Source organism: Clostridioides sp. LIBA-7678 (assembly GCF_056716065.1).
Genome location: NZ_CP196987.1, coordinates 380,378 through 396,089 on the forward strand (window position 1 = coordinate 380,378; position 15,712 = coordinate 396,089).

General features: G+C 30.1%; 12 protein-coding genes and 1 riboswitch. Of the genes, 11 read left to right on the plus strand and 1 reads right to left on the minus strand.

The window, feature by feature from the left end; genetic code table 11:
• The first annotated feature begins 70 nt into the window (after positions 1–70).
• The 11 genes from tnpB (at position 71) to ACTG46_RS02190 (ending at position 13,439) form a co-directional block, all read left to right on the plus strand.
• The gene (gene tnpB / locus ACTG46_RS02140) at positions 71–1,180 is read left to right on the plus strand and encodes an IS200/IS605 family element RNA-guided endonuclease TnpB (protein WP_479923505.1); all 1,110 of its coding nucleotides are present in this window, start codon (positions 71–73) and stop codon (positions 1,178–1,180) included.
• A gap of 85 nt (positions 1,181–1,265) precedes the next feature.
• Entirely contained in the window at positions 1,266–2,021 is a 756-nt protein-coding gene (locus ACTG46_RS02145; protein WP_479923506.1) for a cobaltochelatase CobT-related protein, read from the plus strand.
• A 132-nt stretch (positions 2,022–2,153) separates the two neighbouring features.
• Positions 2,154–2,346, plus strand: a riboswitch (cobalamin riboswitch).
• A gap of 189 nt (positions 2,347–2,535) precedes the next feature.
• Entirely contained in the window at positions 2,536–3,288 is a 753-nt protein-coding gene (locus ACTG46_RS02150) for an energy-coupling factor ABC transporter permease (protein WP_054269001.1), read from the plus strand.
• Positions 3,278–3,562, plus strand: coding sequence for an energy-coupling factor ABC transporter substrate-binding protein (locus ACTG46_RS02155; protein ID WP_009888183.1), 285 nt, complete (start codon positions 3,278–3,280; stop codon positions 3,560–3,562). The genes ACTG46_RS02150 and ACTG46_RS02155 overlap by 11 nt, the downstream gene beginning before the upstream one ends.
• Before the next feature lie 2 nt (positions 3,563–3,564).
• Entirely contained in the window at positions 3,565–4,263 is a 699-nt protein-coding gene (cbiQ, locus tag ACTG46_RS02160; RefSeq protein ID WP_009888184.1) for a cobalt ECF transporter T component CbiQ, read from the plus strand.
• Complete coding sequence (locus ACTG46_RS02165) at positions 4,256–5,074, plus strand: energy-coupling factor ABC transporter ATP-binding protein (protein WP_054269003.1); 819 nt, start codon at positions 4,256–4,258, stop codon at positions 5,072–5,074. Before cbiQ ends, ACTG46_RS02165 begins: the two co-directional genes overlap by 8 nt.
• Before the next feature lie 252 nt (positions 5,075–5,326).
• On the plus strand, positions 5,327–7,591 hold the full coding sequence (locus tag ACTG46_RS02170) for a DUF3553 domain-containing protein (protein WP_054275709.1): 2,265 nt from the start codon (positions 5,327–5,329) through the stop codon (positions 7,589–7,591).
• A gap of 18 nt (positions 7,592–7,609) precedes the next feature.
• Positions 7,610–8,908, plus strand: coding sequence for a M18 family aminopeptidase (locus ACTG46_RS02175; RefSeq protein WP_074179959.1), 1,299 nt, complete (start codon positions 7,610–7,612; stop codon positions 8,906–8,908).
• A 30-nt stretch (positions 8,909–8,938) separates the two neighbouring features.
• Positions 8,939–9,691 (plus strand): patatin-like phospholipase family protein, encoded by a 753-nt coding sequence (locus ACTG46_RS02180; RefSeq protein WP_479923507.1) that lies wholly within the window; start codon positions 8,939–8,941, stop codon positions 9,689–9,691.
• 64 nt (positions 9,692–9,755) lie between these two features.
• On the plus strand, positions 9,756–10,280 hold the full coding sequence (locus ACTG46_RS02185; RefSeq protein ID WP_407813704.1) for a peptidylprolyl isomerase: 525 nt from the start codon (positions 9,756–9,758) through the stop codon (positions 10,278–10,280).
• A 744-nt stretch (positions 10,281–11,024) separates the two neighbouring features.
• Positions 11,025–13,439, plus strand: a complete 2,415-nt coding sequence (locus tag ACTG46_RS02190) for a DNRLRE domain-containing protein (protein ID WP_479923508.1) — start codon at positions 11,025–11,027, stop codon at positions 13,437–13,439.
• Between the two features lie 85 nt (positions 13,440–13,524).
• On the opposite strand, the gene ACTG46_RS02195 is transcribed toward ACTG46_RS02190, so the two are convergent.
• Positions 13,525–15,123, minus strand: coding sequence for a putative manganese-dependent inorganic diphosphatase (locus tag ACTG46_RS02195; RefSeq protein WP_479923509.1), 1,599 nt, complete (start codon positions 15,121–15,123; stop codon positions 13,525–13,527).
• Positions 15,124–15,712: the final 589 nt, after the last annotated feature.

The window sequence follows — 15,712 nt, forward strand, 5'->3', positions numbered from 1 at the left end:
TAATGAGTGATGAAAAATAGAAGTTACTCAGATATGTATATTAATAATCATAAAAAGCAATTAAAGTGAGGTGATAGTAGTGGAAAAAGCTTATAAGTTTAGAATGTATCCAAATAAAAAACAGCAAGAGTTAATTAACAAAACTTTTGGATGTTGTAGATTTGTATATAATAAATATCTTGCTAAAAAAATAGAAGTTTATGAAAACAATAAAGAAACTTTTACTTATAAACTATGTAGTTCTGATTTGACCAACTTAAAAAAAGAGTTAGAGTGGCTTAAAGAACCTGATAAATTTTCACTACAAAACACCTTAAAAGATTTAGAAAACGCATATAAAAAATTCTTTAAAGAAAATGCAGGATTTCCTAAATTTAAATCAAAAAAAACTAATAGATTTTCATATAGAACGAACTTTACAAATGGAAATATTATGCACCTTGGTCAATATATAAAATTACCTAAACTTGGAATGGTTAAAGTAAGGGATAAACAAGTACCTCAAGGAAGAATACTTAATGCTACTATATCCAAAGAACCAAGTGGAAAATATTATGTATCATTATGTTGTACTGATATAGATATTAAAGCATTTGAAAATACTAATAATCAGATAGGTTTAGATTTAGGAGTTAAAGAATTTTGTATCTCAAGTTGTGGAGACTTTATAGAAAATCCTAAGTATCTTAAGAAGTCATTAAATAAACTTGCTAAATTACAAAGAGAATTATCGAGAAAAACAATTGGTAGTTTAAATAGAAATAAAGCAAGATTAAAAGTTGCAAGACTTCAAGAACATATAGCTAATCAAAGGAAGGATTTTCTACAAAAACTATCTACCAAATTAATACGAGAGAATGATATTATTTGCATAGAGGAATTACAAGTAAAGAATATGACTAGAAATAGTAAACTATCTCGCCTAATTTCTGATGTGTCATGGTCAGAATTTATTCGTCAATTAGAATACAAGGCTAATTGGTATGATAGACAAATTGTAAAGGTAGGTAAGTTCTTTGCAAGTTCACAAATATGCAATAAATGTGGGCACAAAAACAAGGAAATGAAGAATTTAAGTATAAGAGAATGGATTTGTCCTTGTTGTAATGAAACTCACGATAGAGATATAAATGCAAGTATAAATATACTAAAAGAAGGACTAAGACTAATAAGAGTTTAAAATAAATAATGTATGTAAGAACCGTAGGAACTATGGGGATAGCCTGTGGAGAATTGGTAAGACATATTTCAGTATGCAAAATTCTATGAAGCAGGAACCCTGTGACTTTAGTCATGGGAGGTTCAGAGAAGAAAATGCTAAAACAAGAGTATACTCTGATTGTGGAACTATATTAGCAAATAGGGCTTGGAGAGTGGGTAGAAGTAATAATAATAAAATATTTTATAAAGATATAGAAAATGAAAAAGGAAAGTATGTTATTGATATATTATTAGATGCAAGTGGTTCTCAAAGTAGAAATCAAGGAAATGTGGCAATTCAGGCGTATATAATTGCAAATGCCTTAACAGAGGTTGGCATACCAAATAGAGTTATGGGATTTTCTAGTTTTTTGGATTATACAATATTAAAAAGATTTAAAGATTATGATGATAGTTTAAAAAATAGTGAAAATATATTTGAATACTTTTGTGCTGGTAATAATAGAGATGGTTTAGCTATAAAATCTATATGTAGTGGTCTAATAAATAGAGATGAAGAAAATAAAATTTTGATAGTTCTTAGTGATGGAAGACCCAATGATGTAAAGATAGGAAAAAATAGTGAGAGAACCTTAAGAGGAGAAAAAGCTTATAGAGGGATAGTTGGTTTAAGAGATACAGCTAATGAAGTAAGAAAAGCTAGGAAACAAAATATATTAGTATTAGGAGTATTCACAGGGAAAGAATCGGAGCTTGAGGCTGAAAGGTTAATATATGGAAACGATTTTATATATTCAAGAGATATAACTAGATTTTCTGATGTGGTTTCGATGTATTTAAAGAAGATAATTAGAAATTAATCAAGATTATAAAAAATAATTTATATACATAAAAATATAAAAATGAATAAAATTTGTAAAAAATGTAGAAATTTTCACAGAAAAGGTATACAATGATTTATATAGAAAATATTTTAAGAATAATTTAAAAATTAAATATATAATATTATAGGTTCTTCAAGCAAGATTAATAGGGAAAAAGGTTAAATTCCTTTACAGCCCCCGCTACTGTGATGCAGACGAAACTTTTGTTAGCCACTATGATGATATACTTTTATATTTCATGGGAAGGAAGAGGAGTAGGAAGAAGCTAAGTCAGGAGACCTGCCTAAAATATTAAAGTAATTTCTTCGGGGATGGAGAAAGTTTCTTATAATAATTATACAGATATGTTCATTTTATGTGTTTGTATTTGGATTGTCGAAAATTAGAAGCCTAGCCATCGAGTTAGGCTTTTTTATTTTTATTTTTAAAATAAATCAGACATATATTATTTATATTTTAATTATTAGAAAGGGAGAGAGGGGATAGTAAAATGAAACAAAATATCAAATTAGGGGTTATAGCTGCACTTATGTTAATCATTTTAACTCCAGTTACATCGAATGCAATGCACATAATGGAAGGATACTTACCAGTAAAATGGTCTATAGCATGGGGAGTTATATTTATACCATTTTTTTTAGTAGGACTAAAATCAATAGGAAAAATAGTAAAGCAAGACCCTAAAAAGAAAGTATTATTAGCGCTATGTGGAGCATTTGTATTTGTATTGTCAGCACTAAAGATACCTTCAGTAACAGGAAGTTGTTCACATCCTACTGGAGTAGGTCTTGGAGCAATAATGTTTGGACCAAGTGTAATGTTTGTTCTTGGAACTATAGTTCTAATATTCCAAGCATTACTATTGGCACATGGAGGAATAACTACTTTAGGAGCTAATGCTTTTTCAATGGCTATTATAGGACCAATTATATCATTCTTAATATTTAAAGCATTAAAGAAAAAAGACGGAAATAATGCAATGCCAGTATTTCTTGCAGCAGCAATAGGAGATTTGGCTACATATACAGTAACTTCGATACAGTTAGCACTGGCTTTCCCAGACCCATCAGGTGGAGTGATGGCTTCAGCAATTAAGTTTTTAGGAATTTTCTTTATGACTCAAATACCAATAGCGATAGCAGAAGGTATACTTACTGTAATTGTATATAATTTAATTACAGAAAATGGAGAAAAAAGCATACTAGAAAATAATGATAAAGGAGTTAAAGCTAATGAGTGCTAAAACAAAGACGAAAACTAATATATTACTACTTTTATTAGTAGTAGCTCTTATCATATTCCCATTACTTGTTAATTCGGGAGCTGAATATGGAGGAGCAGATGGTCAAGCTGAGAGTGAAATTACTAAGATAAATCCAGATTATGAACCATGGTTTAGTAGCCCATATGAGCCACCAAGTGGAGAAATAGAAAGTTTATTATTCTCTGCACAAGCAGCGTTAGGTGCTGGTGTAATAGGGTACATATTAGGTGTTCAAAAAGGAAAGAGAAGTTAATTATGCTTATAATTGATAAATATGCATATACAAATAGATTAAGTAAAGTAAATCCAAATAAAAAAGTAGCCATAGGAGTAATCTTTCTGATTGCTTCTATGGTAATAAAAAATATATTTGTTTTAAGTGGAATTATGATTTTAATGAGTATTCTAGTTGTTTGTGTAGCTGGAATAGATTTAAAGAATTATTTAAAATTACTCAGAATACCAATGTACTTTTTATTTCTTAGTATAGGAATAACTCTTGTAAATATATCTTTTAATAAGGCAGACTTATTATATAGTTTTGAAATTTTTAGTTTCAATGTAGGAATATCAAAAGCATCTATTGACATGTCTATTCATGTATTATTTAGAGCTATGTCTTGTTTGACTTGTGTATACTTTTGTATACTTACAACACCTTTTAATCAATTAATATTCTTCTTTAAAAAAATGCATTTGCCTGATACTTTTGTTGAACTATCAATGTTAATATATAGGTTTATATTCATATTTTTAGAAGAATTTTCAGAAATATATAAGTCACAAGAACTAAGATTTGGGTACATAAATTTAAAAACTTCATATAAATCCTTAGGAATTCTTGGAAGTATGCTGTACAAAAGACTTATGACAAGGTATGATGATATGTGTATATCATTAGACATAAAATTGTATGATGGTAAATTTCACATAGTAGGGGATAATGATGTTTAAAATAAATAATTTAACTTATCAATATGAAAAGAATGCCAATGCATTATTAAACATTAATATGGATTTCTCAAAGGGAAATGTTATAGGTATAATAGGTTCAAATGGTTCGGGAAAATCAACATTATTTATGAATTTAATGGGTATATTAAAACCTACATCTGGAGAAATTCTTTTTAAAGAAGAAAAATTAAAATATGATAAAAAAAGTTTGTATAATCTTAGAAAAAATGTGGGTATTGTCTTTCAAGACCCAGAAAAACAAATTTTCTATTCAAAAGTATACGATGATATAGCATTTGCAATGAGAAATATTGGTATAGATGAAAAAATAATTAAAGAGAGAATAAACAAAGCTCTAGTAGCTGTTAATGGAATAGATTTTATAGATAGACCAGTACATTTTTTAAGTTATGGTCAGAAAAAAAGGGTAGCGATAGCATCAGTTATAGCAATGGAAAATGAAATTATATTGCTTGATGAGCCTACAGCTGGTTTAGACCCAGTAAGTACTAGGTCTATTGTAGATATAATAAAGGGATTGAATAAAGATAATATAAAAATAGTAATATCCAGTCATGATATGAATTTAATGTATGAAATATGCGATTATATATATGTATTGGATAAGGGGATTTTAATTGATGAAGGAAAGGCAGAAAATGTATTTGTAAATGAAAATAACATTATACAAGCTGGCTTAGAATCCCCATGGCTAGTAAAGGTACACAAAAATATGAACCTACCTTTATTTAAGAAAGAAGAAGATTTGTATAAGTACTGGAAAGAAAGAGAACTTAATACAAACAAATAATTAAGCCCTAAACCTATTTTAAAAAAATAGATTTATATATAATAACCCTTAACCTAGACCCCTTAAAGGTGCCTTATGATTCCCCAAATCATAAGGTTATTTTTTTATTAAATAATAAAATAAATTATATGTAAAGTGTTATTTAATTGTAATATATTGGAAATAATCTATTAGTACAATACATAATTATAATTTGAAGTAATTCATATTTTAGATTAAAATATATTTATGGCTGTTAACAGGAGGAGAAATATGAATTTAGATACATTAAATCCTGCTCAAAGAGAAGCAGTAGAAAAGACTGAAGGTCCAGTACTTATACTGGCTGGAGCTGGTTCAGGTAAAACTAAGGTATTAACAACGAGAATGGCATACCTTATAGAAGATAAAGGTGTACAACCACCAAATATATTAGCGATAACATTTACAAACAAAGCTGCAAATGAAATGAGAGAAAGAGTTGAACAAAATATAGGTTCTGAGACTAAGGAAATGTGGATAAGTACATTCCATTCTTGCTGTGTTCGTATACTTAGAAAAGATATAAATAAGATTGGTTACAACAGGAGTTTTGTAATTTATGATGCAGCAGACCAAGTTACATTGGTTAAAGACTGTCTTAAAGAACTAAATTTAAGTGATAAGGTGTTTGAACCAAAAGCAGTTATAAGTGCTATTTCAGGAGCAAAAGATAAGCTTTATACTCCAAAACAGTTTAAAGACATTAACATGGCAGATAATAGAATGAGTAAAATTGCAGATATTTATGCATTATATCAAGACCGTTTAAAAAGAAATAGTGCACTTGATTTTGATGATTTAATACTTAAAACTGTAGAGCTTTTTAAGGCTAATGAAGAAGTTTTAGCATATTATAGAAGTAGATTTAGATACATAATGGTAGATGAGTATCAAGATACAAGTAAAGCTCAGTATGAATTGATAAAATTATTAGCCAGAGAACATCAAAATATTTGTGTTGTTGGAGATGATGACCAAAGTATTTATGGATGGAGAGGCGCAGATATAAGAAATATACTTGAATTTGAGAAAGATTATGATAATGTACATGTTGTAAAATTGGAGCAAAATTATAGGTCTACACAAGTGATATTAGATGCAGCTAATAAAGTTATATCTAATAATATAGAAAGAAAAAGGAAAAAGCTTTGGAGTGAAAAAAAAGAAGGAGAGCTTATAAAGATACAATTAACTGGTAGTGAAATAGAAGAAGCTGATTTCATTGCTGATTCAATTGCACAAATAGCTAGAAAAGAGAAGAGACCATATAAAGACTTTGCAGTACTTTATAGAGCAAATGCACAAGCTAGACCTGTAGAGGATGCTTTAAATAGAAGTCAAATACCATATAATATATATGGTGGTACAAAATTTTACGAGAGAAAAGAAATAAAGGATTTATTAGCGTATTTAAGAGTTATTCAAAATCCACAAGATGATATATCTATAAAAAGAATTATAAACGTACCTAGAAGGGGTATAGGGCTTAGAACAATAGAAAAAATTGAAGATAGAGCTAATTTAAAGCAGGAAAGTATATATTCAGTATTAATTGATATAGAGACAAATTCAGATATATCTACTAAAGCAAGAGCAAGTATAAGTGGATTTGTTGATATTATAGGTACACTTAGAACTATAAAAGAAGTTTATCCTGTTAGTAAACTTATAGAAAAGGTCTTAGATACTACAGGATATATGGATGAACTTGTAGAGATAAGGAATAAAAATGAAAAAGATTTGACTGGTAAGGGAGAGGAAGCTCAAGATAGAATTGACAACTTAAGAGAATTCATATCTATAGCTTTGGAGTTTGAAAGTAGTAATGATGAGAATTATGAAAACAAAGACTTAGAAACATTCTTAACTAGTATAGCACTTACATCTGAATCAAATGATGAAGAAGACAATGATAGGGTTTCTCTTATGACAATTCATACATCTAAAGGGCTAGAATTCCCTGTAGTATTCCTAATAGGTATGGAAGAAGGATTATTCCCTATATCAAGAGCTATAAAGTCTCTAAGTGATTCACAGATAGAAGAAGAGAGAAGACTTTGTTATGTTGGTATAACTAGAGCTAAAGAAGAGTTATATATGTCATTGACAGAGAAGAGGACATTATATGGTAAAACAAATGTTGCAATAGCTTCGAGATTTATGGAGGAGTTACCAGAAGAATGTATAGAAAGATTGTACAAAGTAAAGAAAGAACTGAGTTATTCTAAAGCAAGCTATAATATGTTAGATAAATATACTAAAAAGTATATGAATACTATAAGTAAATCTAAAGTTGCTGACAAGGTTAATGCTACAATAAAAGATTCCAATAAAGAAACTAATCCAGATGATATAAAACTTGGTTCTAAAGTGCATCATCCTAAATTTGGGGTTGGGACAGTAGTATCTATAATTGGCACAGATGTTACTATAGCTTTTGACAAGCAAGGAATTAAAAAGATAAACAAAGAATATACAACACTAAATATTTTATAATGGAGGTTAATATAGGGAATGGATAGTATAAATTTTGCTAAGAACTTAATAGACTTCATATATGATAGTCCATCATCTTTTCATGCAGTTGATAGTGCTAAAGAAATTCTAGATAAAAATGGATTTGAAGAGTTAGCTTTAAATCATAAGTGGAACCTAAAAGTGGGTGGAAAATACTATGTTACTAAAAATTTATCTGCTATAGTAGCTTTTGTAGTTAATTCAGAAGACATAGAGAAAGATGGTTTTAGAATAATAGGTTCTCATTCAGATTCTCCTACATTTAGCATTAAACCAAATGCAGAAATAGAAGCTGAAAAATCTTATTTGAAGTTGAATACAGAGTGCTATGGAGGAGCAATATTGAGCACATGGTTAGATAGACCTCTTGGCATAGCTGGCAGGGTAGTTTTAAAGAGTGATAATGTATTAAAGCCAAGTGAAAGACTTATAAACTTTCAAAAGCCAATTTGTATAATACCAAACCTAGCTATACACTTAAATAGAAGTATAAATGATGGTCATTCATATAATAAGCAAAAGGATATGTTACCTTTAGTTGGTTTGTTGAATGATACATTAGAAAAAGATAACTTCCTTTTAAAACAAATAGCATCTAATTTGGATGTAAATATGGAAGATGTCATAGATTTTGATTTGTTTTTATATGAATTTGAAAAAGGAAGTTTAATAGGGGCTAATGATGAATTTATATCTATAGGAAGACAAGACAATCTTGCTATGGTACATGCTAGTTTGAATGCTCTTATCGATACTAAAGGTCAAAATGGCGTAAATGTAATGGCCGTATTTGATAATGAAGAAGTTGGTAGCTCTACTAAACAAGGTGCAGATTCAAACATGCTATTAAATATATTGGAAAGAATTTGTTTATCAATAGGTAAAGATAGGGAAGAGTTCTTTGAGTCTATTTATTCATCTTTTATGATATCATCAGATTTGGCTCATGCTATCCATCCAAATACTCCAGAAAAACATGACCCAACTAATAAACCAGTTATGGGAAAAGGACCTGTTATAAAGATAAATGCTAGTCAGGCATATACAAGTGATGGGTATTCTATAGCTGTTTATAAGAATATATGTAGAGAAGCTAATGTTGAGTATCAAGAATTTGTTAATAGGTCAGATGAAAGAGGTGGAAGTACTATAGGTCCAATATCTTCAACTCATATAGATATACCATCTGTGGATGTGGGAAGTCCAATTTTGGCAATGCACTCTATAAGAGAATTAGGAAATGTTGAAGACCATTATAGTATATATAAAACGTTTAGCAAGTTTTTTGAAATATAAATATAAGATAAACAATTTGGAGATGAGACTATGAAATTAGGATTATGCTTAGAAGGTGGAGGCGCAAAAGGGGCTTACCAAGCAGGAGTAGTAAAGGCATTATATGATGGAGGAATAAATAAATTTTATTCAATTTCAGGGACATCGATAGGAGCAATAAATGGATATTATTTGTACACAGGTAATGTTGATAACTTAGAAAAAATGTGGACAAATATAAAAGATATCCAGAATGGAAATGTAAAAATAATAAATAATACTGTGGATAATTCTCCTGCTATAGACAATTTGAGGGAACTAGATGATAGTAAAATTGAAGAAATGAAGTTTTATGTTAACTATGTAGAAGTCAATAATAAGGTAGTATCAGAAAAGATTGTTGATGTATCAAAAATGACTCGTGATGAAGCAATTATCAGTATTTCATACAGTGGATTGTTACCATCAAATCCAAAGGCCACTCTTGGTTTTAAAGAACAATTTGCAAAAGATGTTCAAGAAGGACTATATGATGGTTTTAAATTAGATGGAGGTCTAATTAGGAGTGCATTGATTGATCCTTTAATTGTGGATAATGTGGATAAGATTATTTTAATATCAACGAAATATAATTATGAATTGCCAGAAGATATTAAAAAAACATACGATGAAGACAGAATAATAGTAGTTAGACCAAATACTCAGTTCGCACCTAAAGACACTCTTAATTTTGATGATGAGTTTTGTAAAGCTATTTATCAAGAAGGATATGAAATAGGAAAAAATATACTTGATAGACTTTAATTTAGAGTATAATATAATAAATGTAATTGTATAATTTAACTAATGAAAAGGAAGGTAATGAATTATGGAAAATAAAAATCCTATAGTAACTATAGAAATGGAAAATGGAAAAGAAATTAAAATTGAGTTGTACCCAAATATAGCACCAAATACAGTTAAAAACTTTGTATCATTAGTAAATGAAGGATATTATAATGGAATAATATTTCATAGAGTAATACCAGGATTTATGATACAAGGTGGATGCCCAAATGGTACAGGAATGGGTGGCCCAGGTCACTCTATAAAAGGTGAATTTAGTGGGAATGGATTTACTAATAATTTAAAACATGAAAGAGGAGTCATATCGATGGCTAGAACTATGGCACCTAATTCAGCTGGTTCTCAATTTTTCATAATGCATAAAAATTCACCACATTTAGATGGTCAATATGCAGGATTTGGTAGAGTAATAGAAGGTATAGAGGTTGTTGATGAAATCGCATCAGTTAGAACAGATGCAGCTGATAAACCACAAACTTCACAAGTTATGAAATCTGTTACTGTGGAGACTTTTGGAATAGATTACTCTGATGTAGAAAAAAATTAAAACATATATAAAAATTAGTTATAAGTAAAAGTCAAAATATATGTTGTTTATTGAAGATAAAATGGGATGTAGTTACGTCTTTAGACGAATACATCTCATTTTTTATTTATTCTATATAATAAGAAATTGTGTATTAAAATAATAAATTACAGAATGTGCCAATTAGAAATAACATTGGATTTTTATGATACTTATTCCATAAAATTAGTATCATAAAATTTTAATTAAAAAATAAAGTATAGTTAAAAAAATTTTACTAAAAATATTTTTATCCAAGTTTGTATATAATAATATATTAAATAAATATGGAAGACATATGGAAAACAATTATTCCAGTGTCTTTTTAAGCTATTTTATCTATTTTATTTAAGAAAAATAAGTTTTTCTATGTTTTTTATTTATAAAAAAATATCATCATGGAAATATCTTCTATTTACAATTTTATAACTTTGGTTTACAATAATAGAGACAATAAATCCTAAAAAACATAAGAAGAAAAAAGTGCTTAATATTTGAGAGAGACTGGTTTAGTTTACACCAGCTAGGCCAGTCAAGGAATAATTTAAAGTGTAATATATAACAATGAAAAAGAACCTGTAATTAGAATCTTCTAATTACAGGTTCTTTTTTTGCAGAAATTGGTATTATTATATAAATATTTAAGAAAGTAAATTTTTAACTTTGTTGTAACTAAGTACGTTTTTTAACATAGTATAATATAGACCCAAAATGGAGGGATTATAAATGAGAAATATTATACTTTATTTAAATGATGATACCTTTATATCAAGAAAATATCCAGATAAAAACTTTAGTTTTTTAGAATATTGTTTAATAGGAACTAAATATTCAAGTACTTTTGTAGAAGAAAAACTTCTTACTTTTTTCAAAGTAAGAATACCAGAAATATTAAAAGATAAAAATATACTAAAAGCAGAGTTATTTATTCATATTAATTCAGATAATAATTATATTTTTAATGAAAAAATAGATATTGAAGTAAAAAGAATAATCGAATATTATAATTCAAGGACTATATCATGGAATGATAAATTGCCTATAGAAAATATTGAAGGATATTTACCAATTGGTATAAGTGATACATCTAACTATATATGTTTAAATATTACAAGTATTGTAAAAGCATGGGCGGTGGGCAAGTATCCTAATTATGGATTAGCTTTATCTTTAAATTATCCTTGTAAGATTATAGAGTTTACATCTAGTAGAGGTCGTAACAAACCATATATACTTATAACATTTGAAGAAAGAAAAAAAGAGTGCTGTCCTCCTAAATTCGGATGTCCTCCAATTAGAGTTACAGGTCCAACCGGACCAAGAGGCCCAATGGGAAGCACAGGAGCAACAGGTCCAACTGGAAATACCGGAGTAACAGGGCCAACAGGAGCGACTGGTCCAACTGGAAATGCAGGAATAACAGGGCCAACTGGAGCGACTGGTTCAACAGGAAACACAGGAGTAACTGGAGAAATAGGACCAACCGGAGCAACAGGTCCAATAGGAAACACAGGACCAATAGGACCAACCGGAAATACTGGAGAAATAGGTCCAACAGGACCAACCGGAAATACAGGATTAGAAGGTTCAATGGGAGCAACAGGCCCAACCGGAAATACTGGAGAAATAGGACCAACTGGAGCAACAGGCCCAACAGGAAACACAGGAACAACCGGAGCAACAGGTCCAACCGGAAATACTGGAGAAATAGGAGCAACCGGAGCAACAGGTCCAACAGGAAACACAGGAACAACTGGAGAAATAGGAGCAACCGGAGCAACAGGTCCAACAGGGAACACAGGAGCAACTGGAGAAATAGGAGCAACCGGAGCAACAGGTCCAACAGGGAACACAGGAGCAACTGGAGAAATAGGAGCAACCGGAGCAACAGGTCCAATAGGAAACACAGGAGCAACTGGAGAAATAGGAGCAACCGGAGCAACAGGTCCAATAGGAAACACAGGACCAACTGGAGGAATAGGGCCAACCGGAGCAACAGGTCCAACCGGAAATACCGGAGAAATAGGTCCAACAGGCCCAACCGGAAACACCGGATTAGAAGGAGCAACAGGTCCAACAGGAAACACAGGAGCAACAGGAGCAACAGGTCCAACAGGAAACACAGGAGCAACAGGAGCAACAGGTCCAACAGGGAATACAGGAGAGATAGGGCCAACTGGAGCAACTGGCTCAACAGGAAACACAGGATTAGAAGGCCCAATGGGAGCAACAGGCCCAACCGGAAACACAGGAGCAACTGGAAATACAGGGTTAGAAGGTCCAATGGGAGCAACAGGCCCAACCGGAAATACTGGAGAAATAGGACCAACTGGAGCGACTGGTCCAACTGGAAACACAGGAGCAACTGGAGAAATAGGAGCAACCGGAGCAACAGGTCCAATAGGAAACACAGGAGCAACTGGAGAAATAGGAGCAACCGGAGCGACTGGTCCAACTGGAAACACAGGAGCAACTGGAGAAATAGGAGCAACCGGAGCAACAGGTCCAATAGGAAATACAGGAGCAACTGGAGAAATAGGAGCAACCGGAGTAACAGGTCCAACAGGGAACACAGGAGTGACAGGACCAACAGGACCAACCGGAAATACAGGAGTAACAGGAGAAATAGGACCAACAGGAAACACAGGAGCAACAGGAGCGACAGGACCAACCGGAAATACAGGAGCAACAGGTAATTTCTCACAGCCAATTGCTAATTTTCTTGTAAATGCTCCATCTGCACAAATCTTAAATAATGGGGAAGCTATAAAAAATTGGCAAGCAGTATTGGGGAATAGTTCAAGTATAACAGTGGATGCAAATGGTACATTTAAAGTAGAAGAAAATGGTGTGTACTACATTTCAGTTTCATTAGCATTGCAACCAGGTTCATCAAGTATAAATCAATACTCTTTTTCTTTCTTATTTCCTATTTTAGGAGGGAGAGATTTAGCAGGTATCACTACTGAGCCAGGTGGTGGAGGTGTGGTTTCTGGATATTTCGCTGGTTTTCTATTTGGTGGAACTACATTTACTATAAATAATTTTTCATCTGTGTCTGTAGGAATAAGAAATGGTCAATCAGCAGGGACAGCGGCAGCTTTGACTATATTTAGAATAGCTGATACTATTATGACTTAACTTTATATTTAATATTAATATATGTATAATAAAAAACTGTTTCAAATATATATTTGAAACAGTTTTTCTGTTTAAAAATTTTATATTATTTAAAGTTCTTGATTGCAGTAGTTAAATTAGGCACTAGTTGTTTCTTTCTAGATACAACACCTGGTGCAAATGTACCTTGAACACCTTCAACACTAAATGCATCAGCAATTAATCTATCTTCTGCCTTATAGATTAAATAAGAGCCTTCTTTAATTATGTCTGTAACTGCAATAACTAATTTATCATAATCAGTTGAATTTATATAAGATAAAAATTCATCTTTTTTAGCAAATATAGAATCTATATCTAAAGTAAATACTTGTCCAATACCAACTTTATATCCACTCATATTGAATTCTTTAAAGTCCATATTTACTATTTCTTCTATAGTATATTCATCTAAAGAAGTACCACATTTAAACATATCCATAGCATATTTTTCCATATCTACATTTGCTATTTTGCTTAGTTCTTCACATGCTTTTTTATCCATGTCAGTTGTTGTTGGAGATTTGAATAATAATGTATCAGATAATATAGCAGATAAAAGAAGTCCAGCTATTTCATAAGGTATCTCAACATTATTTTCTTTATACATTTGGTAAATTATAGTACTATTACATCCAACAGGCATAACTCTAAAAGACATAGGAACATCAGTAGAAATACCACCAAGTTTATGATGGTCAATTATTTCAACTATATTTGCTTGTTCAATTCCATCAGCACTTTGGGCATATTCATTATGGTCAACTAAAACAACATTCTTTTTAGTTGGGTTCAATAGATGCCCTTTTGAAATCAATCCTAAAAACTTATTATCATCATCTAATATAGGATAAGATCTGAAGTTTGTCTCTAGCATGATTTCTTTAATTTCATCCATGTAATCATCTTCTTTGAATGTAATTAAATTTTCTGTAGCCTCTATAGAGTCTAAGAAACTACATTGATTTATCACATTAGAAGTTTTATAGTTATCACTTTCAACAGAAACAACAGAAACTCCATTTATTTTAGCAAGAGCTAGTAAATCTTTTGAAATCTCTGTATGATTAGTAAGTATTAAAAGTTTAACTTTTGTATCAATAGCATATTCAATACTATCATATCTATCGCCAACAATAGCTATGTCTCCCTCTTTTAGAGTCTCTATTAGAGTTTCCATACCAAATGATAGAGTAACCACTCTACCTTTTACATCTTCACCACAATCCACAAGAATAGTACCATTAAGGTTTTTACAAATATTTGATAGTGATGTGTGTATAGTTGTAAAGTGTTGATGAAGTAGGTTTTTAGCTATTTCTTTCATAGTAATGACACCAGCAAAAGTTCCATCATCATAAGTTACAGGTAGTGTCTTAACATTTTTTTCATCCATAAGATTATAAGCTTCTAATATAGATGAAGTTGGAGTTAAAGGAACTACTTTATCATAATTTAAATCTCTAACTTGTATTCTAACATTATCTAAAATTTCAGGTGCATCTACCTTAAAGTAATCTAAGGCATATTTAGCCTCTTTTCTGATATCTCCTAAAGCATAAGCTGTTGCTTTTATTCCTAGTTTGTTCTTTAAATGTGCTAATGAAATTGCAGAACATATTGAATCTGTATCTGGATTTTTATGTCCGAAAACTAATAAACTCATTTTAATACTCCTTTCAAAACTTGAATATAAATAATAATTGATAAAAATATTATATCAAAAGGTTGTGGGTATATGTTGTAAAAAGAAAAAAATTTAATGAAAAAATATTATATAAAATTTTATTTCTTACATAAATACAATGAATTTGATATAAAAATCATTATGATATTATACTTTTACCCAATTATATTCTCAATTAAATTTACTTTTATTTGAAATAAATCGATTAAATATACCTGCGAAAAAATTAATTAATATGATAATAAACTAAAAATTTATAAATATTTTATACTATAAAATTTTTTGTATATATGTTATAAGTAAAAAATTAACGGATTTAACATAAAAATTATTTATAGATATGAAAAGTATACTAAGTATGTATTGATTTAAAAATAACTTATATAAACTATACTAATTTCAGTTTATATATTTTTTAAAATTATACGGATGTTGTAGAACGAAAAATTGCATATAAGTCAAAAATAAGTGTTATTTTATGAAAATATGACAAAAATTTTGTATGTTATTTATGCAAATAATACATAAATAACATATAAAATTTAATAAGTAAAAAAAGTGAAAGATA